The sequence below is a fragment of the Thermococcus sp. 2319x1 genome, assembly GCF_001484685.1.
Taxonomy (GTDB): domain Archaea; phylum Methanobacteriota_B; class Thermococci; order Thermococcales; family Thermococcaceae; genus Thermococcus_A.
Genome location: NZ_CP012200.1, coordinates 520678 through 541428, shown reverse-complemented (window position 1 = coordinate 541428; position 20751 = coordinate 520678). Strand labels below are relative to the sequence as shown.

The following is a 20751-nucleotide window of genomic DNA, read 5'->3' as shown; positions in this document are numbered from 1 at the left end:
TAGGATCTGAGCTATCTTTTGCCTTCTTCTTTTCTCAATTCCTCCTCGTAGATTGTCCAGAGAGCAATTAGAGCAGCTGGAATTCCGTGTTCTGTTGCAAAAGTCATATAAGGGGCAAGATCAATGACGTAGTCTGCGTATCTAAAAAGTCCCCTCGGGATGCCTTCCCTCGAGCCTATAAAAACAACAACTTCTTTAGCATAGTAGAGGTCTTTTGCCAAGCTATCTTTTATTTCAGAAACGCTGTTTCCCTTTGGGTCGGTTATTATAAGCAACCTTTTGTTTCGTCTTTTGTCCCTTACAACCTGATAAAGATCCCACACACTAACTGGGACTTTTTCCACTTTCCAGGGGTACGCCTCTCGCTGAATCTGATGCCTGGATTCCTGACCGATTTTTACTCCTTGTATAAATTCCATCAGCTCATAGGCATCCATCTTATCTTTAGGTGCTATAATAAGCTCTTTCACCTCAAAAGCTTGAGCGGCTCTCCCGATTTTCTCTCCAAAATTTCTACAGGCCTTGTAATCGCCCCAGTAGGGCATCTGAACTATTGTAACTTTTTTAAAGAGCTTTCTTGCGTCTATCTTCTCTGGAGTAAACTTCTTCCACTCCTCCCTTCCGGTTATGGATATGTAAGCCCTATCCCCTATGATCTCCACTAAGACCGTTTTATCTGGGAAAGTTAAATCAACTTCGGCATTTGTAAGCTCTTTTATCTTCCCGCCGAGAGCTATGTTAACATCAACACTTGAGAACCCATGCTTTCCTCTTCTTTTAGTTTTTACTGCAAAACTTTCGCCTTCCTTTATGTAAGCAGCTATTTGCTCTGAGACGCTTAAGATGTCTTCAATTGTTGCTGGCACTTCAAATAGCACGGGGATAACTCTTTCAATCTCGGGAATATCAAAAAGCTTTTGTTCTGCATCTTTATCTTCACTTTCCACAAGAACAAGACCAGAATACCCCTGAGGGGCTATCCAAACTTTGGCATCCTCAAGAGCATCCTTAATGTAATTGGCAGCAACAGCCTCCATTCCCCGCTGGGTTTTAATTAGAAACTTCATGAAAACCACCAAAAGCTGAGAGAAAAGAGAAATAATCAAGCCTCTGGCTCTGCGAGAACCTTTATCTTTCTTATCTCAGCCCTCTTGAGTGGGTATATCTTTTTGGCCTCCCTTGCTATCTCTGCCGCCATTTTTCCATTAACTGCCTCAAGCACAAAGTCCGTGAAGTTAAGCTCTTCTGCCTTCTTGCGGATTATGTTTTCCATTATCTCTCTGATAGCCCTCTCCTGGCTTGTTTGGATTCTTCTTATTGCTATAACCATACCCATAACTCTAAGCTTGTAGCCGTCCTTTGTTGTTATGTTGAATATACCATCTATCCTTGTGGTTCTTCTCCTTACAAGGCTTCTTATGTAACTTCTCGCCAACTTGTGGCCCTTAAATTTAGTATAGGCGTTCTGCCCCTTAACGTCGTAAATCTGGAAGTAAAGCTTTACCTGACCCTTCGTGAAATCCCCGGTTAAATCCTTCAAAGTGGTCTCAATTACTCTTCCCTTTACCTTTTCGGGATCGTCTGCGGGAGTTAACCCAATTTCCTTGCTCCCGAAAAACTCTGGAGCGTAAACTATATACCAGTCCTTAAGCTTCCACTTATCCCTTGCAGTGGCAGCCCTCTTCCTTGGGTTAGCCTTTGCCATCTTAACACCTCCAATTTCATTTCTTTATGACATCCTCAGCGATCTTGATTGAAAACACCAAATCATCCAGCGCCACTATCAAGCTTTCAATCTCACCAAGGTATTTAACTTTTGTTATGACCCTACCATCTTCCCAGTAGGTTCTAAATTTAAAGTTTTCTGGTAGATTCAGATTGTCCACCTCAACGGCCTCGGCGATTGCCCTGGCGATGCTTTCATCCCCGCACTCCCAAATTATCTCCGCCCTAGCTTTAATTTTCATCCGTCCCACCGCTTGAATTCTGCTCTTCAAGGAGCTTGTCTATTAGTTCAGCAAATTCATCTATTTTATCTTTGGGAATTCTTATGCCCGCTGCTATTGCATGCCCTCCTCCTTCTCCTCCAAGAATTTCTGCGGCTTTTCTTAAGGCTTCTCCCAAGTTGTATCCTTTTTCAATTCCTCTTTTTGTTGTTCTAGCGGAACCCTTTATCAATCCGTCCTCTTCACTGTCCGCTAAAACGATTACAGGCTTTTCTGGTTTTGCAAGCTGGGCATTTATCGCCATTGTTGCCGCTATTCCGACCATTGTGTCTTTGATGTTTTTGCCGGCGTAGAATATGTAGACATGTTCTTTTTCAACTGCATTGCTCCAGTTTTGTATCAAGTATTTCCTCATCTCTATTTGCTCCCTCTTGTACTCGTCCACGAGTTTTAATGCATCTTTGAATGCCTTCTCGTCCCCCAGACATATTGCAACGCCCAAAGTGCCCGTTTTAAGCCTTCCCGTAGCATTTAGGAGGGTAGCAAATTCCCTTGCCTCATGCCTAGGGTCTCCTTCAGAATAGAGCTTAATCAGCACAACGTCACCGATAAGCCTGTCAATGTCCTCTTTAGAAGCGTTGTTCTTAATCAAGTGAATAACAAGTGCATCGTGGAGCTTTCTTTTTTCTTCTTCTCTAAGCTGCCAGTACCTCATATCTGGATCAAAGCCCTTGCTGCGCAGGAATTCTATTGCATTTCTCAAATCCCCTGTAACACCCGGAAGTTCTGGATTTGATGCATAAGCGAGCATCTGAGCCAAAGTCCGGGTTTCTCTTCCAAAGAGCCTCAGCTCTTTACGGAGTTCTATCAAGTCCAGCTCTTTTGCATCTTCTATTATATCAATGTTCATTCCATGAAATTGTCCATCGAGCTCTTGCATATCACCAACTGCACCAACCAAAGCCAAGTAGCTTAGATCTTTGTTTCTTTCGTTTATGGCCCTTGCTATGAAGTAGGCCACACCGGAACCGCTCAAGTCTCTAACGCTATCCGCTCCAAATTGGGTGGGATTTACAAGTATATGGTTTTCTTGTTCGATTTCGCCATCTTCTGGAGGGTGATGATCCGCTATAACAACACTGGCATCCCTTAGATAGTTCTCAATCAGCTTTATAGACCCGCTTCCAAGATCACTGAAAACATAAATTTTTTGCTTTTCTTCTGCAAGCTCTTTTAACGTATCTTCCCCAAGCTGTTTCACTATGCTGAGATGAAAATTCGCACCTTCCCTAGCAAGGGCTTTTGCTAGAATTGCACCGGCGGTTATGCCATCCGCATCCCTGTGTGAAATAATACGGATAGTATGGCCTAACTCAATATGCATCTTTATTAGCTCTGCACCTTCCCTAACCTTCTCCAAAAATGCGTTCTTATCCATTATACCACCTTAATAAGGAAAAGGTGAAAATCAGCGAACGAGAAGCTTTGCTTGCTCCGGATCGTATCTCCAATTGGCCGGTAGCTTTCCTGTTCTTCTGTAGTACTTTACAAGTCTCCTGATCTTGCTCTCAGTAAGCTGAAGACCCCTCATTGAATGAAGGTCTTTGGGATGCTGTTCTAAGTGCTTCCTAAGCTTGACTGCCTTTCTAATGAGGAACATTAAATCCTCTGGAATCTCCGGAGCAAGGCCGTTCTCTTCGAGTATCTTGGTTATTTTCTTGCCGGTGATGAGCCTAACACTCGGAATTCCGTATTGATCCCTCAAAATAGTGCCTATCATGGCAGCACTGTAGCCTTCCTTCCTAAGTTTAACAACAAGATTTTCAACTTCCTCAGCAGTGTATTCCACCCATGTGGGTGGAGCAGTCCTCGGTGGCTTCTTTGATCCAGACTTTCCTCTCTTTCTTGCATGCAACCTTGCCATTTCCAACACCTCCCGGTGACGGCCAGCTGCTGCCAGCCGTCCCTTATAAGATTGCCAATAGTGGGTGATAAAAGGACTTTAAAAAGTTTGTCCTTGAGAGGCTTTTACCCTTTTGGAAAATAAGCAGAAAGACAATCTGCATTCGAAATTCTTATTAACATCAAAAGCAAAGATATTATTTGGAGCGGAGGGTTGGTTGATGAGAATTGAAATCAAACTTAAACCTGAAAATAAGAATGCTATAGTGCCGTTTAATTATAACGATGAAATTCACGACCAGCTGCTCGAAAAGATTTTCCTTGCGGAGCCAGACTTAGCTGAGATGTTTCAAACGGAGTATAGGGATTACTTCACCTTTTCCAGGATAATGATTAGAGAGAGGGAGATTATTCCCGATAAAGGAATTAAAGTGCTCTCGAATGACATATCACTATATGTTTCATCTTCTTTCACCCAAATCATAAAGGCAATTGCAGAGGGGTTTATCTCCAACCCCATTCTGAAAGTTGGAGATGCAATGTTCTCCATGACCGAGATAAAAATACTCCGGGAGCCAAAGATAAAGGATGGAACGCTTTTTTCAACGTTGAGCCCCATAGTTGTTAGGACAGCCAAGTTTGAGGACAATAAGATAAAGATATGGGATCTTTATCCAAACAACGAAGGATTCCAAGACAAACTCAGGAAAATAATGCTTACAAAGTTTTCAGAGATAAATGGTATACTCCCAAAGGACACCGACTTCCACCTTGATGTCATAAAATTCAAACCCGTCAGGATAAAGGTGGGTAAGACTTATTACAGAGGCTCTCTGATGGTTTTTCGGTATTATGGGTCGAAGGAGATAGCAAAGTTCGGGTACGAAAACGGTTTTGGAGAAAAAACCAGCTATGGTTTCGGAATGGTCAAAGTAATTGATGAAGAAGAAGGACAATAATGCCTAAGACTGTTTCTATCCCCCAGACCATGGCAACTAGTTGGGGTTCTTTTACTTTCTTTAGTCTCATCAGCAAACCCAGAAAGCTCAGGTAAGGGGGTGCTTTTAAAGTTCCATCCTCCAAAACTTCTGTTCTCCCCAAAGGCCTGCCTTTAAATCGTATTTTTGACTTGAGGAGGAAGTCCACGAAATGGGGTAGTAGCAGAAACGCTGCAAATACTTCAACTTTACCTAAGATGCCAACCAGCCCTATTAATGCCCCAAGGGCCAACGTTCCAGTGTCCCCAGGGAAGATTCTGGCAGGGTATTTATTCCACCACAAAAATCCAAAGGCCACAGCACTTCCCGTCAATGCCAAGATTTGGGCATTTTCAGAGGTTACCAATCCCAAAAAGAAGAGGGCTATAGCGGAGGTCCCCACCTCCAGCCCATTGAATCCCGCCAGAAGGTTCACCAGATTGGCAGAGCCGGTTATGAAAAGGATTGCAAAGAGATAGTAGAGTAGGCCCAGTTCAAAGGAAGCCACCAGAATATCCAGATCAGTATTTATGTGTATCGAGATTACTATTGAGGAGATCAGCAAAGATAGCAGAACTTTATGAGATTGTTTAAGCTGGGTCGTGTCATCTATTATACCTATAACCCCAAAGAGGAGGAACACTAAAAGAGCCTTTGCGAGGGTTTCATTTAGAAGAGATGCAAGACTTAGAGGCAATACGAGTAAAAGAACAATGCCTCCCATCTCTGGAACCTCAGGTTTGTCCAGCTTATGAATGTCCCTTCCAACTATGCCGGCTTTTCTCATTAACGAGCCGATGTAGGGAGTAAGGAGAAGGGAAAGGATAAAACCCACAACGGGCGTTATCATTATAACCACCCAAGCTAAATTAAGCAAGGACTTAATAACTCTTCCGCTTATAAGAAATGTCACAGGGTGAAAAAGCATGGACATTCAGTTGGTTGTCTTCGATCTCGATGGAACCCTTGTGGGCGCTCCAATGGACTTTGCAGAGGTAAAGGAGAGATTAAGAGAGAGGCTTGAGATGGAGGGAATACCAAAGGAGCTCATTGGCGACCTAACCCCTATGTATGAAACCCTGTTCAAGATATCCCAAACTACGGGTATGGATTTTGAATATCTGCATTCATTCCTCGTTGAACTGGAAGTAGAAAGGGCTAAGGACAGCTATTTGTTCGAAGGTTCCAGAGAACTGCTAGAGCTTTTAAAAGAAAATGGAATAAAAATCGCCCTGATGACTAGGAGCTCCAGGAAGGCCACAGAATATGTGCTAAAAAAACATAGCATCGAGGAATTTTTTGATCTTGTAGTTACCAGGGATGACGTGCCTCCGGAGGATGTAAAGCCCAACGTTGGCCATTTAAAAACAATACTGGAGCATTTTAATGTCCCACCAACAAAAGTAGTTGTAGTGGGAGATCATGGATATGACCTGCTCCCGGCAAAAGAACTAAGGTGCCTGAGTGTACTTATAACCTCCAACGAAAGCGGAAGGATGAGCTTTAAAATTGAAGAAGATGCAAACTTTGAAGTGGCAAATGTCAAAGAAGCCGTCGGGCTCTTCAAAAGACTGCTTAAAACATACGTTGTTGTACCCGCTTACAACGAAGAAAAGACCATCGGCAGCGTCTTAGAGGAGCTACTCCAGTATTTTAAAGGAAAAGAGATTGTGGTGGTAAACGATGGAAGCAGGGATAGAACCAGAGAAGTGGCCCAAGAAAAAGGCGTGGTAGTGTTAACACACCTCGTAAACAGAGGGCTTGGGGGAGCATTGGGGACGGGGATAAAGTATGCCCTCCTTAAAGAAGCTGAATTAATACTGACCTTCGATGCAGATGGCCAGCATTTAGTTGATGATGCCCTAAGAGTAATGAAGCCGGTTGCAGAGGGAAGAGCAGATTTTGCCGTGGGCTCAAGATTGAAAGGAGATATAAGTGAAATGCCTTTTGTAAAGCGCTTTGGAAATTTTGTTCTCGACTTCATAACAGCGATATTTGCAAGGAAATACGTCACTGATTCCCAGAGTGGTCTGCGGTGTTTGAATAGAGAATGTGCATCCAAAATAAAAATCACATGCGATAGATATGCTGTTTCAAGTGAAATAATAATCGAAGCCTCAAAGAACGGATGCAGAATAGTTGAAGTACCCATAAAAGCGGTTTATACCGAATATTCCAAAAAGAAAGGGACCAACGTTTTAGAGGGCGTAAAAATAGCTTTTAACTTGCTGTTAGATAGGATGAGGTGATAAAAATGTATGCCGTACAATACATCGCCGTTGTTATTATCCTGGCACTTATGGTGTACGTAGTTGGAAAATACAGGAGAAAAGAACTTGACTGGCAAGATCTGGTGTTCTGGGAGGCTTTGCTTCTCATAATGCTGATAATTTCCCTGAAACCGGTGGAGATTTCCCTAACAATAAAAAACATACTCGGGCTTGGTAGAGGGCTGGATGCATTGTTTGTGGTCTCCATAGGCCTCAGCTACCTGCTGTTGTTTAGGCTTTACATCGCAATAGACAAAGCCGAAAGGGAAATAACCGAGCTGACACGTCGGATCACAATAGAATTCCAGGAAATCAAGGAAATGCTGGAAAAACTAGAAAGGGACTAGTCATCTCCAAAAAGCTCTTTCAAGAATACTTTAACCCTCTCCTTTGGTACTTTGAATTGTCTTATTTTCACAATCCCTTTCTCTTGGGCTTCTTTCAGCAAAATCTCAGTTGCCTTGTTGGGATACATTTCCTCGTAAACTATTTCCCTAACTCCCGCATTTACCAGTAACTTAAAGCAGACATCGCATGGAAAGTGGGTAACATAAAGTGTGGCCCCCTCAAGGCTTATCCCCTTTCTAGCAGCCATTGCTATGACGTTCTGCTCCGCATGAACCGCCCTATGACAGTGGCCATCAACTATTAAGCAACCCACGTCTATACAATGCTCCATGTTCCTCGGGGCACCATTATAGCCCGTCGCCAAAATGTAGCCGTCTTTTACGGCAACTGCTCCAACCCTGAGCCTGGGACATGTGGCCCTTAAGCTTACAAGTTTTGCAATGAGCATGAAGTATTCATCTTTTGTGGGGCGTATTTTCTTTATATGCTCTGCTCGCTCTTTATCCAGAACTATTTCTATCTCCACAGTACCACCTAATAAAAAAGAAGCAAGGAGCTTAAAAGAATTTTTGATCAGTTGAAAATTCTCCCCATGAGGGTCATAGCTTCAACCTCGGCCATAATCTTCCATATCCTCTCTTCATAGCTCGGGTGTGTCTCAAAAAGTGATTTTTGGTGAGTTCTCTCTATCTCCGGCTCTATAGAAGGCAGCGCAGATTCCTTAACTTCGATCCTTAAGTCCTCGTAGTACTTAAGTTCTTCGAGGGCTCTTTTTAGAGCCAGTGGAACGGGTATTAAGCGCAATGCCGTTTCATCAGCTTTGAATTCCCTCTGTTTTAAATAATCAGACCTACGAACCTCATAGAGAAGGTAAAATATTAAGGAAGCCAATGAAACCAAGGTGTTTCTGGAGATTAGGAAATTCAAAAGGGCTATGGCGAGCATGAGATATCTCCCATAAGATATGAGCGGGAAGAGGACAGTATCTCCGTTTTTTATATGACCTATCTCATGGGCCGCAACTGCAAGGATTTCTTCTTCATCGAGAACCTCAAATAGACCCATAGAAAGCACAATCGAATTTCTAAAAGAGTAAGCATTGGGTATATAGTCATCCAGCAGATAAATTTCGGGAGTTGCTATCCCGGCCTTATTTGCCATTCTCATTATTCCATCGTAGAGCCATGGGAGGTCTTCATAAGAAAGCTTCCTTTGTTTCTTATTTAAGGAGCTCTTAATAGTCCACAGGTACAGTCCAGCGAGAATAAGGAATACCGCAACTACAAATAACAGGCCGAGTTTTCCCAAGTATAAAAGTGTAATCAACACCTGGGCAAGGAATATGAGCTTAAGCATCTGCTATCACTTCTTTATCTTTGAAAGATATGCAACGGTTGCCTCCTTAAAATTGCTCATGAGGGCATTCAAAATGCTCTCTACAACTTTCTTCTCGAACTCCTCTTTGCTTGTAGCCACACTGTAAACGTATCTCATTCCTCCCCTTCCCGTATCCACACTTCTCTTTAATAGCCCTCTTTCACAGAGTCTGTTCATTAGTATACTAACCGTAGAACGTCTTAAGTTCTCATGTTTCTCTTTCAGATATTCATAAACATCTCCAGCCGTTGCAACTTTCACCTTCCACATATACTCCATTATCTCGGCTTCCATTGGAGGTAAAACTGCTCTTAAACCATCTTCATCTATCTTGAATTCATGAGGCTGCATTGAGCATCTCCTCCGGTTTATTCCCTATCCACTTTAGTTTAGAGCCAATATTATACATAAATTTTTTGGAAAATAAATGGCCTGTAGAAGAGCCTATTTGGCGGGCCGGGGGGGATTTGAACCCCCGACCTGCGGATTAAGAGTCCGCCGCTCTAACCATGCTAAGCTACCGGCCCACGCCCAATCCAATAAGGATTGAAGGCCATTTATAAACCTTTCGGTTAAAGGGGATAGAAAAATTTATAAACAAACTGAGAAGACAAATAAACGGCGCTCTTGCGGGGGTTGCCGAGCCTGGTCAAAGGCGCGGGATTGAGGGTCCCGTCCCGCAGGGGTTCCGGGGTTCAAATCCCCGCCCCCGCACCAAAAAAACTTTTCTGAGTGCATTAAAAACAAATACTCCCATCGAGAATATGACGACCCAAAAGAAAATGTAAAAACAAAGAGTTCACTCGCCAAACTTTTCCTTATAAAGTTTAGCAAGTTTTTCGATTCCTACTGGAATTTCTTCCTTGTTTGGTCTTGAGAAGTTAAGCCTTATAGCATTCTTTCCAGACTCGTCCGTGTAGAAAGGCTTTCCTGGAACTACCACAACCCCCTCTCTTTCCATGAGCTCGTTGGCAAATGAGATACCATCTGCCCCCTCTGGAAGGAAAAGCATAACAAACATTCCCGCTATTGGCTTTGTAAATTCTGCATTTGGCAAGTGCTTTTCAAGAACCTTCAGCATGATATCCCTCTTCTCTCTATAACCGAGCAGTGCTCCTTTCAAGTGATACTTCTCAAAATAGCCCCTCTTTAAGTATTCCAGGGCAATGTACTGGGAAATAGCTGGAGCACAGAAGTCAATTGGCTGTTTCTGCATGAGAACTTTTTTGAGGATTTCTCCCTCTGCTATTATCCATCCAATTCTGAATCCTGTTCCAAGGACCTTGCTGAGCGTTCCCGCCACGATAACTCTCCCTTCATTGTCCAGAGCCTTTAAGGGGACTATATCCCCACCTTCATACCTCATAAAGTTATAAGCGGTGTCTTCAATTATTAGGAGGTCGTACTTGGATGCAACCTCCAGAAGAGCCTTTCTGCGTTCCATACTCATGGTGACGCCCATTGGATTCTGGCCAGTCGGGATGGTATAGATGAGCTTAACTTTCTGTCCTTTAGCTTTAAGCTCCTTTATTTTCTCCTCCAGCAGATCAACTCTCATTCCATAGTTATCAACTGGAACCCCCTCAATTTTGGCTCCCAGCTGTTCAAATGCCAGCAGAGTGTTTATGTACGAGGGATTCTCCGTTATCACGACATCTCCAGGGTCTATCAAGACCCTTCCAAGAAGATCCAGTGCTCCCGTTCCCCCTATTGTAATAACAATGTTTTCTGGAGAAACTTCTAAATGGTCGTATTTTTTCAAGAATGCTGCCAGCTCCTCCCTAAGCTCTGGAATCCCATTTGCTGGAGTATACATAACAGATTTTGGCTCCTTTTCAAGAACCTCTTTTGCTATTTCTCCAAGAACAGCCCTTGGGATTAAATCTGGATCTGGATCCCCAGCTGCGAGAGAAATTAGTTTCACTCCTTTCTTTTGAAGTTCTGAAGCCTTTTTCATCACATCAGCCAAAGCCGAGCCCTTAATCCAATTCGCCCTTCCGGCTAGGTATTTTGTGTAATCCATTCAACATCACCATTAACTAATCTTCATAAAGATATTTATACGTTTTGACCGTTATCTTAGAAGGGGAAATACCATGAAGCCCAAGGTGTTTATAACACGACAAATCCCGGAAAATGGAATTAAGATGCTCGAAGAATTCTATGAAATAGAACTCTGGAAAGATCCGAAAGCACCTCCGCGGGAAGTGCTTCTGGAGAAAGTCAGAGAGGTCGATGCTCTAGTGACCCTTGTAACGGACAAAGTAGATAGAGAACTACTGGGAAACGCCCCCAAGTTAAAAATAATAGCCCAATATGCGGTCGGCTATGATAACATAGACATAGAAGAGGCTACAAAAAGGGGAATATACGTTACAAACACTCCCGGAGTCCTTACGGATGCAACGGCTGACCTTGCATTTGCCCTTCTTCTGGCAGTTGCAAGGAGGATTGTAGAGGCTGATGGCTTTGTGAGGAGTGGCGAATGGAAGAAAAGAGAAGTCGGCTGGCATCCGCTAATGTTTTTAGGATATGAGCTGAAAGGAAAGACTTTGGGAATAGTGGGCTTTGGAAGAATCGGCCAGGCCCTCGCAAAGAGAGCCAAAGGATTTGGGATGAAAATCATCTATTACTCGAGAACACGTAAAGTTGAGGCAGAAAAAGAGATTGGCGCAGAGTATGTTGATTTTGAGACCCTTTTGAAAGAGAGCGACTTTATAAGCCTTCACGTTCCCCTAACCAAAGAGACCTACCACATGATAGGAGAGAAGGAGCTCAAGCTTATGAAACCCAACGCAATCCTAATAAACACATCCAGGGGGGCAGTCGTTGATACCAACGCCTTAATCAAGGCATTAAAAGAAGGGTGGATAGCTGGAGCTGGCTTAGATGTTTTTGAAGAGGAGCCCTACTACAATGAAGAGCTCTTCAGGTTAAAAAACGTTGTTTTAGCTCCACACATAGGCAGCGCAACTCGTGAAGCTCGAGAAGGCATGGCAGAGCTGGTTGCAAAGAACTTAATAGCATTTGCCAAAGGTGAGATCCCACCGAACCTTGTCAACAAAGATGTTGTAAAAATTAGAAAGCCAGGATTTTAATAAAACGCTTGGCATCGTCGCACATATAGACGTTGTTGAGGTAAACGTAGCTCTCCCCTTTATCCCACCCTTTAACTTTTTCGGCTATCGCCCTTAACTCTTCTTCACTGTATTTGTGTTTGTATATTATCCTCCCTCCCTGATAAGTGCCGTGAAGACGGTAGTAGTTAATCATTCCCCCATGAGTGGGTTCCCGTATTGTAGGGTCTGTGACATCGATGAGATCGAACCCCCTAACGAATTTCTTTATTCCCCTTTCACTCCAGCCTCTAAGTTCAACTGCAATTTCAAAATCTCCCCTTTCTATCTGCTCAAAAAACTTCTCCGCATTGCTAAAGCTCTCTTCATTTTCTTTAAAGCTTTTGGGGAGCTGAATTAGAATAAACCTTGCCCCTAACGCCTCAGCTTCTTTAAGTGTAAGCCCCCAGTATCTAAGAACCTCCTCTGTAGGTCTCAGCAGTCCCACATCCCCGAATGGTTTTACATTACTCCGTCTCCAAGTGGGACTGTTTGAAGGATGTGTTATACCTTGAAACGCCTTGAGGGAAAATACAAAATCTTCTGGAGCCTCTTTCCTCCACTTTTGGAGAGTCCTCTCCTGCAGAATTTTGTAAAAAGTTTGCTGAACTTCCACAGTGCTGAAGTCTTCAAAATATCTCTTCTTGGCCTCACAAAAACCACATGTTCCGACGAGTATCATGGTAAAGAATAAAGAAAAGGTAACTAAATACCTTTTTCCTTAGCTTCGGGAGGTTCCTCTATAAGGTTGTCGCTGTACTTGTCGTAGTCAGCAATGAGGAATTCTTCACTCATGGAGAGTGCCTTCACAGCCTTCTCCTCTCCTGGAAACTTTTTGCCTGGACAGACGTCTACACAGAGGGCACAAAACATACAGCGGGAAACATAGTGCCTTATTTTCCCAAGCTCCGGGATCCATTCCATAGCATTTGCAGGGCATACCATTATACACAGCCTGCACCCAATGCACCTCTCGGGATCGTAGTGCAGCTTCCCTCTAAATCCTTCCGGAACAGGGACGGGGGGATATATCTTCACTTCCCCTTTTTGGATCTTTTCAATGAGTGATGTTACGTCTTTTGGAGCGTGCTTTACTGGAAATGGATTTGTGAACGGCCTCTGAAGCATCTGTTTTATCATTAGGAACATTGCTTTTGTTGGCATTTCACATCACCTCCGCCCATATCAGCAAAAGTCCAAGCAGGGCTATTATGTTCACATATACCCAAAAGATCCTCGATGCCTGCTCTATCCTGAACCTCGCGAAGGATGTCCTGACCAGCGTTACTACTAGAATATAAAGCACCAGCACTTTGAAGAGGAACCACAGACTTTCAGCTATATAGAGAGCCGCTCCCGAGAGATTCAAGCCAAAGAGGTAGCTCAACGTGAAGGGGAAGAATAAGACCACCTCTATTGCTATCATGGCAAAGCCCCTAACTGCATCTGAAAGGTAGAACAAGGCAAGATTTCTCCCGCTATACTCTGCAAGCATACCCTCTGCTATTTCCGTCTCGGCCTCTGCTATATCAAAAGGGAGCTTTGCAAGCTCTGCTGGAGTTACCCATAGAAATGCTATCAAGAGCAATAGAACGCCCAATCCTCCCAAAGGACCTACAATGCTCCATACGGGGGTAGAGGCTATTGTGCTCAACGAAAAGCTTTTGTAGATTAGAGCAAAGCCTGTTATAACTATTGCAAAGGGCATTTCGTAGCTCATCATTAGAACCATTTCTCTCTGTGCTCCCACTGAAGAAAACGGGCTGCCCGAGGCAAATCCTCCAATGGCCATTGCAAGCGCCTGGAGAGTTAAGAGGTATAAAATCACTACCAGATCACCGTATCCTTCTAAGGGTGCCTTTAAGATGCCGAATGGGATATAAAGGAGGAGAGTCATTGATGAAGCAAATGCCAAGATAGGCATTGCGTTGAAGATCCATCTTACCGCGTTTTCCGGTACAACTGTTTCTTTAAGGAGAAGCTTTCCAACGTCCCAGAAGGGCTGTCTTATTGGGGGCCCTATTCTCGATGTCATTCTTGCTGAAACCCGTCTGTCAATACCCTTGTACACCAATCCGAGGAATACTCCAATTATTGGCATCCCTATAGCGTAAAAGAGAGTTTCGGGGGTCATCTCCTCACCCCCAACTCTTTTTCAAGTTTTTTGGTTTTTTCTACAGCTTTTCTGTGTAAGTAGGAGTAATCAAGAATTCTTCCGCTCGAATCCTTCACGACAGCTACCCTGTCGTTACAGCACATACATGGGTCTATGTATGCCACAACTACCGGAATATCAGCAACCTCTGCTCCAAGCAACAATGGCGCCCATGAATTTATGTTGTTGTAGCTTGGAGCTATGACCTTCCAGACCGCTGGACCATCCCTTGTCCCATCGTACTTGAAGTAGTGGATAACTTCTCCTCTCGGAGCTTCATGTGCTCCGATTGCCTCCCCCTCGGTCTTTTTGATCTTGTTAAGCAAAGCCACATAGTTTGGAATTGCAAGTATCTTTCCTTCTGGAAGGTTGTCAAGGCAGAATTCTATTATATCCAAACTCTGCTCAATCTCGTAAAGCCTCACCATTGTAATATCATAAGCATCTCCCCTTGCCTCTCCCACTATGTCTTGAGGAACAACCGCCTTAATGTCCATATCCGCATAGGCATCGTATGGAATATCCTGCCTAATGTCCATCCTTAAGCCGGCCGCTCTCGCTGTTGGCCCGACTACGTTGAGCTTCAATGCCATCTCCTTTGAGAGCTGTGCTACCCCCCTTGTCCTTGCCTTATAAACCGGATCAGACAAGAAGACTTCCTTCATGTGCTCTGTGAACTCCCAATAGTAAGTTATCATTTCTCTCAAGGCTTTTATGTGACTCTCCTTCAAATCCCTCCTGACCCCTCCAATCATGTACATGGAGTAGTTTATCCTGTTGCCCGTTATGGCTTCAAGAACATCAAGAACCTTCTCCCTTCCCTTCCATGTCCAGAAGAGGAGCGGGTCAAAACCTATCTCGTGTGCTATAACTCCAAGCCAGAGTATGTGGGAGTGAATTCTCTCAAGCTCGGCTATTATTGTCCTTATGTACTGGGCTCTTGGGGGAGCCTCAATGCCTAAAGCCTTTTCGCTGCCAATGACGAATGCATAGGGGTGAGATATAGAGCATATCCCACATATCCTCTCCGAGAGGTAAAGCGTCTGGATGGCGTTCCTCTTCATTCCCATGTACTCAATTCCCCTGTGGGCAAAGCCCCTCTTAACGTCAACCTTCACTATCCTCTCTCCCTCAACCTCCGCCTCCACTCTTATTGGTTCTTTTAATGCCGGATGAATTGGGCCAATGGGAACGTAGTAAGTTGTTTTAGCCATTCTGCCCACCCCTCTGCTTTCTAATTTCTTTTACACTTTTATGGGTGTGTTTGATCATGTCTTCAACTCCATACTCATCTCTCCTCCATGGATACTTTCCTTCGGGCCAGTCGTCTGGTAAAAAGAGGTGTCTCTTGTTCTTAAGTCCCTCAAACTCAATGCCAAGCATTTCTCTGATTTCCCTCTCATTGGTCTCTGCACCAATCATAAGATCCGTTATCGTGGGGAGAACAAGGTTGTTCTTCGGGAGGTCAAGCTTCATCACTATGCTCACTTCACCCCATGGGTGGGAGTGGAAGACTCCGAAAGAGTATATCACCTTGATTACCTCGCCAACGTCTTCTCCGGCTATAAAGTGCAAATGCGGATAGTCTATTTCGAATATCGCCTCAACTGCTTTCCTAAAGGCATCTTTGTTAATCTCCATCCAGATTTCCCGATAGGTTCTGGGTCTTTTAACACCCATCTTGTATTCCTTTACCTCATAGTTTAATATCGCATCTCCAAGTTTTTCCTTTAACCTCTCAAGGATTTCTTCAGTTGTTAGCGTCATTCTTTCTTCCCCTCCAGCTCCTTTTCAAGCTTCTCAATCTTGAGCCATGCCTTTACAATTCCGTCTATTATTGCTTCTGGCCTTGGAGGACACCCTGGAACATAGACGTCCACAGGTATTACCTCATCTATTGGTCCGGCTATGTTGTAGGAGTCGTAAAAAACTCCCCCCGTGGTTCCGCAGTTTCCTATTACAACAACGGCCTTTGGATCTGGCATTTGCTCGTAGATGCGCCTAAGCTTGTCGGCAAAGTCTCTTGGAATAGCTCCCGTGACAAGTAAAACATCCGCATGTCTTGGGGAACCGACAAGCTTTATCCCAAACCTCTCTGCATCGTATCTTGGGGTAAGCACAGCCACTATTTCAATATCACATGCGTTGCATGAACCCCCTGAAGCATGGAAAACCCAAAGAGAGCGCTTAAAATTGGTCAGCTTGCCCATATTACACCCCTCCAATTAGTATGAATGTTATTATAGCCCCAACGCCGAGGTACCACAAGATGTAATCCCTCATGTCCCCAGTATGGATTGCTTGGAGTACTTTGTAGTATCCTTTCAAAGCCTCAATGAATCCCCAATAGATGTCTCCAGCCTTTACCTGGATTTTCTCCTTTGTAGGCTCTGGATTACCGCTCAAATAGGGCTTTATCTGCTCGGTATCCTTCTTATACGAGGGGTTGCCCTGGGAGTATATCAGATAGGCTATTATGCCGAAGAGGGCCAAGAATACCAGCCATAGGAGTGGATTCCAAAATCCCGAAGGGGTAGTAAGTGTAAAGCTCATGCCAGACCACCCCAGCTGTGGTATTGAGCAAAGTTGATTAACGCATCAACTGCCGGATAAACAAGCTTGTCAAGCACCAAGTTCGGGAAGAGACCAAATATTATACAAAGCGCTGCCAGGATTATCATTGCAATTACCATTGGCCCGGGAACCTCTCTTGCACTCTCAAACTTTTCAAGCGGAGGACCGAGGAAAGCCGATGCAAATACCTTGACGAAGGAAGCCAGAGTTAAAACACTGGTAACCATTGCAAACACCGTTAGGAGGGGATTAAGCCGGTATGACGTCTCATATATGAGAAGCTTGCTTGCAAATCCGTTAAACGGTGGCAAACCGGATATCGCAGCGGCTCCCACCATGAAGCTTATCGTAGTTACGGGCATCTTTCTGGCCAAGCCTCCCATTTCATTAAGGTTCCTCGTACCCGTAACGTAGAACAAGGCTCCAGCGGTCATCAAGAGTAAGCTTTTGTAGATGATGTGGTTTATTATGTGGAACACTCCACCGGCCATGGCATCTCTTCCGAACTCAGCGAGCTTTGAAGGATCGTGTAAGACCGTCAAACCAACGCCGACACCAAGAAGCATATAGCCGGTCTGAGATATAGCGTGGTAGCTCATTAATCTCTTGACATCCTTCTGCACCAGAGCCATTGTAACGCCTATGAACATTGTAAGCACTCCTATGATAGACATGATCCACCCTACCCTTGCCAAATCCACTACAATATTCGCAAAGAGTGTGAAGCTCACCCTAAAGAGGGCATAAAGGCTTGCATAAGTCGCTACCAGGAGGGGTGGGTTTATTCCAGTTGGAACCTCTGTATATGCATCCGGCACCCAGTAGTGCATTGGGACGGCACCACATTTCATTGCAAAGGACGTAAAGAGCAATCCAAGCGCAATCATGTCAACCATGTTAAAGGACACGTTCTTGGCTATGTATGCGAGGTTTAAGTTTCCGTACTGTCCATAGAGTATACCTATTGCAAAGAGCACCATTAAAGAGGCTACAGCACTAACAATAAGGTATTTTATTCCCGCTTCGCTTGCTTCACCGCGATAGTTCCTAAATCCTACCAACGCTGATCCGGCTATACCCGCTATTTCCAGGAACACGAAGAGGTTGAAGAGATCTCCCGTAAGCACCATGCCAAGGATTCCCACCTCAAGGAGCATTAACAGGGCATAGTACTTCTCAAGACCTGTCTCTCCCTCTACATGGCTGGAGGAGTAGAGAGCCCCTATAAAACTCATCAGCGTTGCGGATATTGCCATAAAGGCACTCATAGCGTCTACTTCAAACATAATCCTTATTGGAACAGAGTAACCAGAAGGTAGAACAAGGGTTGGCTTGTCCGCTCCAAAAACGTAGACCATTATTCCCCCGGTAACCACTTCCTTGGCAAGCAGGAGGGATAAGATTACAGTTATGCCGGTTATTATGATTGCCCATATTGAAACTCCCTTGTAGTGTTTCTTAAATAGGGGTGCTGTAAATGCTCCAAATAGAGGAACGGCAATCATTAAAGCAGGTAAGTGCTCAATCATCCTCTCAACCTCCTTATCTTGGTAACGTCGAGAGTTCCATAGTGTTTGTAGATGTTAACGGCAAAAGCCAGCATTAGAGCGGTTACAGCAACACCGATAACTATGCTCGTAAGCGTTAGTGCCTGTGGCGTTGGTAAAACCATTTTTCCTGCAGCTTCAGGCGGTGCCTGAGTATAGATTGGAGCGTAGCCACCTTTTACATAACCTAACGCAACAATGAACATATTTACCGCTCCTTCAAGGATTTCAATACCAATTACGACCTTTATGAGGTTCCGCTTGAATCCGATTGTGTAAAAGCCGAGCGCAAGCAGCACTGCAACTACGATAAACGGGAAGTTCACAAAGACACTACCATTCATCTCTCTCCCTCCTCAGTATAAGGAAGAAGATCAGAACTATACTTGTAAGACCGGCTAATACCTTCGTTCCTACAAAGATGTTTAGGTATGAAAGCGTTCCACCGGTGTTGAGATAACCCGGATTGATTCCTTTAGGTGTTGGTGCTCCAAAGAGGAATCCGCTGTTTGCAATTACGTTTTTCAAGAACGTATATCCCATAAGGCCTAATGCACCAATTCCCAAGAATCCCAAAGCTCCAAGGCTTTCTAACTGACTTAGAGGAACCTTATCGAATAGTTCCTTGACCTTTTCTTTGTTGTTTGCCACTATCAGCAGGGCTAAGCCGCTTGCAAACACGGCTCCACCTTGAAAACCTCCACCGGGGGTGAGGTGTCCATGCAAAATAATATAAGACCCAAACACCAGTATTAAAGGTGCTAAGATTTTTGTTGTTGTTCTTATGATTGTGGTGGTCATTTCTCCTTCCCCCCGTAGTGTCTTAACACCATTAGAACCCCAGAAACTGCGGTGAAAAGGACCGTTGCCTCTCCAAGGGTATCAAAACCTCTGTAGTCAAATACAACACTCGTAACAACGTTGTTTGCAGAGGCTTCTTCTTGGGCATGCTCTATGAAGTAAGTGTCCATCTCCGCATGGGGAGGTTCCCCAAAAGGTCTCAAGCTTATAGCTGCAGCCAGAAGGAAGATTATGAACGACAAGAACGCAAATAATCCGAGCGCTCTTCTCATTCTACCACCTCCTCATCGGTGGTGTTTTTGATGGCAAGAAGGTACATCGCCGTTGTGAGCCCGGCTCCAACACCCGCTTCCGCTATAGCAACGTCTGGAGCTTGTAGAACGTAGAACTCCACGGAAAGGGCCAAGCTGAAGACTGCCATTGCTATTACAGCAGCAATTAAGTTTTTGAACCTAATGGCAGCTATTGAGCTTCCCACTAGGCCGATTGCAATGAAGATTTGCAGAATCCAGAAGAAGTTTTCAAAGTTCATAGTATCCCTCCAGTTCATCTATTACGGCACCATAAGGCCTTATCCCGGATTTTCTAGCTGCTCTACCAATTGCATGGGCTCCAACGGGGTTTGTTAGTACTAAGAAGATCACCACAAGTGCCGAGTGGATTCCTATTGTAATCCATCTTGCATCATGGCTTGGAAGCCACCTGTAAATTGAGTACACTACCGCTGCCAGGACTATGAAAATCGTTCCAAAGGTAGTACATTTTGTCGAGGCGTGGATCCTTGTGTAAACGTCTGGAAACCTCAGTATTCCAACGCTGGCCAGTAGATTAAACCCAACTCCGATTGCAAGAAGTATAGCCAAAACTCCTTCTATCATGCCAATCCCACCCTCCTCTTTACTAAGTACCTCGCTATATACAGGGTTGCAATATAGCTAAGGACTGCATAGACAAGTGCAACATCGATAATCACCGCCTGCTCCGTAATTACCCCATAGAGAACCATGGCACCGGCAGTAGTGGTTGTTAGGGCATCCAATGCCACAACCCTGTCAGGGATTGTTGGGCCAATTAGCATTCTTATCATCGTTAATGTGGCTGAAAGGAAGAGCAGTATCATTGCCCCCATAAACAAACTTTCAGGCATCATTCCGCAATCCTCCTTGCCCACTTTGGTAAATAGCCGCAGAGCTCTTCGGGGGTTGGCTTTTCTTTTCCAGGTGGAACGTTAATCCAGTGAACGTATAGGTTTCCTTCATCATCAATTTCCAAAGTAAACGTTCCAGGAGTGAGGGTTATTGAATTTGCAAGAAGAGTCCTGCTTTCATCTCTTGTTAGCCCGGGAGATATTTTCACTATACCCGGCCTTATATTCCCGGTTATAACTCTGTAGGCAACGTCAAGGTTTGCCTTTGCCATAGCATAAAAGAACGGCCCTATTGCATAAATCAGAAAAAGCACCCATCGTTTTGGATTGAAGAAATAATCAAGTCTTTCGTCCATTATGTTTCTCGTTGAGTAGCCTATGAGAGCTGCTATTACAATTCCCGCCACTAGTTCTTCCGGACTCCATAGTAAAACACTACCGGAGCCTGCTGTTAAGATCAGGTACACAATCAACGACCATAGGAAAGATGTCGTAAAGGACATTCTCCCACCTCAACTTTAGGTTTTAAACCTTTTAAGAGCATATTTCAAACTGTCTCCATTATCTGCTTGTCTAAAATCCATTAAATAC

The 20751-nt window shown here is 44.2% G+C and carries 29 protein-coding genes and 2 tRNA genes; 5 read left to right on the top strand and 26 right to left on the bottom strand.

Features of this window, described 5'->3' with window-relative positions; translation table 11 throughout:
• Positions 1–11: 11 nt before the first annotated feature.
• From ADU37_RS03040 to ADU37_RS03020, 5 genes are read right to left on the bottom strand one after another with little or no spacing between them, the layout of a single operon-like run.
• Entirely contained in the window at positions 12–1067 is a 1056-nt protein-coding gene (locus ADU37_RS03040) for an SPOUT family RNA methylase (protein WP_058946236.1), read from the bottom strand.
• A gap of 35 nt (positions 1068–1102) precedes the next feature.
• Positions 1103–1705 carry a 30S ribosomal protein S3ae gene (locus tag ADU37_RS03035; RefSeq protein ID WP_058946235.1) on the bottom strand — a complete coding sequence of 201 codons (603 nt, stop codon included), beginning with the start codon at positions 1703–1705 and terminating at the stop codon, positions 1103–1105.
• Positions 1706–1721: 16 nt separating this feature from the next.
• Complete coding sequence (locus tag ADU37_RS03030; protein ID WP_058946234.1) at positions 1722–1967, bottom strand: KEOPS complex subunit Pcc1; 246 nt, start codon at positions 1965–1967, stop codon at positions 1722–1724.
• Positions 1957–3384 (bottom strand): DHHA1 domain-containing protein, encoded by a 1428-nt coding sequence (locus ADU37_RS03025; protein ID WP_058946233.1) that lies wholly within the window; start codon positions 3382–3384, stop codon positions 1957–1959. The genes ADU37_RS03030 and ADU37_RS03025 overlap by 11 nt, the downstream gene beginning before the upstream one ends.
• A 30-nt stretch (positions 3385–3414) precedes the next feature.
• The gene (locus tag ADU37_RS03020; protein ID WP_058946232.1) at positions 3415–3870 is read right to left on the bottom strand and encodes a 30S ribosomal protein S15; all 456 of its coding nucleotides are present in this window, start codon (positions 3868–3870) and stop codon (positions 3415–3417) included.
• Positions 3871–4069: 199 nt separating this feature from the next.
• Here ADU37_RS03020 and cas6 point away from each other — a divergent pair, with 199 nt between their 5' ends.
• Complete coding sequence (cas6, locus tag ADU37_RS03015; protein WP_058946231.1) at positions 4070–4807, top strand: CRISPR-associated endoribonuclease Cas6; 738 nt, start codon at positions 4070–4072, stop codon at positions 4805–4807.
• Here cas6 and ADU37_RS03010 read toward each other — a convergent pair.
• A complete protein-coding gene (locus tag ADU37_RS03010; protein WP_082663006.1) occupies positions 4776–5675 on the bottom strand; it encodes a glycosyltransferase 4 family protein in 900 nt (299 codons plus the stop codon). The genes cas6 and ADU37_RS03010 overlap by 32 nt on opposite strands.
• 76 nt (positions 5676–5751) lie before the next feature.
• Between ADU37_RS03010 and ADU37_RS03005 the strand changes: the two genes are divergently transcribed.
• Both ADU37_RS03005 and ADU37_RS03000 read left to right on the top strand, forming a co-directional pair.
• Positions 5752–7074: a glycosyltransferase gene (locus ADU37_RS03005; protein ID WP_058946230.1), complete on the top strand. Its 1323-nt coding sequence runs from the start codon at positions 5752–5754 to the stop codon at positions 7072–7074.
• Positions 7075–7079: 5 nt separating this feature from the next.
• Positions 7080–7442, top strand: a complete 363-nt coding sequence (locus tag ADU37_RS03000) for a DUF2304 domain-containing protein (RefSeq protein ID WP_058946229.1) — start codon at positions 7080–7082, stop codon at positions 7440–7442.
• Here the strand turns inward: ADU37_RS03000 and ADU37_RS02995 are convergent.
• The 4 genes from ADU37_RS02995 to ADU37_RS02980 form a co-directional block, all read right to left on the bottom strand.
• Positions 7439–7969: a cytidine/deoxycytidylate deaminase family protein gene (locus ADU37_RS02995; protein WP_058946228.1), complete on the bottom strand. Its 531-nt coding sequence runs from the start codon at positions 7967–7969 to the stop codon at positions 7439–7441. The two genes, ADU37_RS03000 and ADU37_RS02995, sit on opposite strands and share 4 nt — an antisense overlap.
• Positions 7970–8016: 47 nt before the next feature.
• Positions 8017–8799 (bottom strand): M48 family metallopeptidase, encoded by a 783-nt coding sequence (locus tag ADU37_RS02990; RefSeq protein ID WP_058946227.1) that lies wholly within the window; start codon positions 8797–8799, stop codon positions 8017–8019.
• A 6-nt stretch (positions 8800–8805) separates the two neighbouring features.
• Positions 8806–9171, bottom strand: coding sequence for a BlaI/MecI/CopY family transcriptional regulator (locus ADU37_RS02985; RefSeq protein WP_058946226.1), 366 nt, complete (start codon positions 9169–9171; stop codon positions 8806–8808).
• Positions 9172–9269: 98 nt separating this feature from the next.
• Positions 9270–9347: transfer RNA gene (locus ADU37_RS02980), tRNA-Lys, on the bottom strand.
• Between the two features lie 102 nt (positions 9348–9449).
• Here ADU37_RS02980 and ADU37_RS02975 point away from each other — a divergent pair.
• Positions 9450–9537: transfer RNA gene (locus tag ADU37_RS02975), tRNA-Leu, on the top strand.
• Positions 9538–9619: 82 nt separating this feature from the next.
• Here the strand turns inward: ADU37_RS02975 and ADU37_RS02970 are convergent.
• Positions 9620–10843: a PLP-dependent aminotransferase family protein gene (locus ADU37_RS02970; protein WP_058946225.1), complete on the bottom strand. Its 1224-nt coding sequence runs from the start codon at positions 10841–10843 to the stop codon at positions 9620–9622.
• 73 nt (positions 10844–10916) lie between these two features.
• Here ADU37_RS02970 and gyaR point away from each other — a divergent pair, with 73 nt between their 5' ends.
• The gene (gyaR, locus tag ADU37_RS02965) at positions 10917–11918 is read left to right on the top strand and encodes a glyoxylate reductase (RefSeq protein ID WP_058946224.1); all 1002 of its coding nucleotides are present in this window, start codon (positions 10917–10919) and stop codon (positions 11916–11918) included.
• Here gyaR and ADU37_RS02960 read toward each other — a convergent pair.
• The 15 genes from ADU37_RS02960 to ADU37_RS02890 are packed head-to-tail and all read right to left on the bottom strand — an operon-like array spanning position 11899 to position 20663.
• Positions 11899–12618: a DUF72 domain-containing protein gene (locus ADU37_RS02960; RefSeq protein ID WP_058946223.1), complete on the bottom strand. Its 720-nt coding sequence runs from the start codon at positions 12616–12618 to the stop codon at positions 11899–11901. The genes gyaR and ADU37_RS02960 overlap by 20 nt on opposite strands.
• Before the next feature lie 23 nt (positions 12619–12641).
• The gene (locus tag ADU37_RS02955; RefSeq protein WP_058946222.1) at positions 12642–13100 is read right to left on the bottom strand and encodes a 4Fe-4S dicluster domain-containing protein; all 459 of its coding nucleotides are present in this window, start codon (positions 13098–13100) and stop codon (positions 12642–12644) included.
• A 1-nt stretch (position 13101) separates the two neighbouring features.
• A complete protein-coding gene (locus ADU37_RS02950; protein WP_058946221.1) occupies positions 13102–14070 on the bottom strand; it encodes a respiratory chain complex I subunit 1 family protein in 969 nt (322 codons plus the stop codon).
• A complete protein-coding gene (locus ADU37_RS02945) occupies positions 14067–15305 on the bottom strand; it encodes a nickel-dependent hydrogenase large subunit (RefSeq protein ID WP_058946220.1) in 1239 nt (412 codons plus the stop codon). Before ADU37_RS02945 ends, ADU37_RS02950 begins: the two co-directional genes overlap by 4 nt.
• A complete protein-coding gene (locus ADU37_RS02940) occupies positions 15298–15858 on the bottom strand; it encodes an NADH-quinone oxidoreductase subunit C (RefSeq protein WP_058946219.1) in 561 nt (186 codons plus the stop codon). Before ADU37_RS02940 ends, ADU37_RS02945 begins: the two co-directional genes overlap by 8 nt.
• On the bottom strand, positions 15855–16301 hold the full coding sequence (locus ADU37_RS02935; RefSeq protein WP_058946218.1) for an NADH-quinone oxidoreductase subunit B family protein: 447 nt from the start codon (positions 16299–16301) through the stop codon (positions 15855–15857). The genes ADU37_RS02940 and ADU37_RS02935 overlap by 4 nt, the downstream gene beginning before the upstream one ends.
• Before the next feature lies 1 nt (position 16302).
• Complete coding sequence (locus tag ADU37_RS02930) at positions 16303–16644, bottom strand: hypothetical protein (protein ID WP_058946217.1); 342 nt, start codon at positions 16642–16644, stop codon at positions 16303–16305.
• Complete coding sequence (locus ADU37_RS02925) at positions 16641–18194, bottom strand: proton-conducting transporter membrane subunit (protein ID WP_058946216.1); 1554 nt, start codon at positions 18192–18194, stop codon at positions 16641–16643. Before ADU37_RS02925 ends, ADU37_RS02930 begins: the two co-directional genes overlap by 4 nt.
• Positions 18191–18556, bottom strand: coding sequence for a sodium:proton antiporter (locus tag ADU37_RS02920; protein WP_058946215.1), 366 nt, complete (start codon positions 18554–18556; stop codon positions 18191–18193). The genes ADU37_RS02925 and ADU37_RS02920 overlap by 4 nt, the downstream gene beginning before the upstream one ends.
• On the bottom strand, positions 18546–19013 hold the full coding sequence (locus ADU37_RS02915; RefSeq protein WP_058946214.1) for an MnhB domain-containing protein: 468 nt from the start codon (positions 19011–19013) through the stop codon (positions 18546–18548). The genes ADU37_RS02920 and ADU37_RS02915 overlap by 11 nt, the downstream gene beginning before the upstream one ends.
• Complete coding sequence (gene mbhE, locus ADU37_RS02910; protein ID WP_058946213.1) at positions 19010–19285, bottom strand: hydrogen gas-evolving membrane-bound hydrogenase subunit E; 276 nt, start codon at positions 19283–19285, stop codon at positions 19010–19012. The genes ADU37_RS02915 and mbhE overlap by 4 nt, the downstream gene beginning before the upstream one ends.
• Entirely contained in the window at positions 19282–19545 is a 264-nt protein-coding gene (locus ADU37_RS02905; protein WP_058946212.1) for a hydrogenase subunit MbhD domain-containing protein, read from the bottom strand. Before ADU37_RS02905 ends, mbhE begins: the two co-directional genes overlap by 4 nt.
• Entirely contained in the window at positions 19535–19891 is a 357-nt protein-coding gene (gene mnhG / locus ADU37_RS02900) for a monovalent cation/H(+) antiporter subunit G (protein WP_058946211.1), read from the bottom strand. The genes ADU37_RS02905 and mnhG overlap by 11 nt, the downstream gene beginning before the upstream one ends.
• Positions 19888–20163 (bottom strand): cation:proton antiporter, encoded by a 276-nt coding sequence (locus tag ADU37_RS02895; protein WP_058946210.1) that lies wholly within the window; start codon positions 20161–20163, stop codon positions 19888–19890. Before ADU37_RS02895 ends, mnhG begins: the two co-directional genes overlap by 4 nt.
• A complete protein-coding gene (locus ADU37_RS02890) occupies positions 20160–20663 on the bottom strand; it encodes a Na+/H+ antiporter subunit E (protein WP_058946209.1) in 504 nt (167 codons plus the stop codon). Before ADU37_RS02890 ends, ADU37_RS02895 begins: the two co-directional genes overlap by 4 nt.
• Positions 20664–20751: the final 88 nt, after the last annotated feature.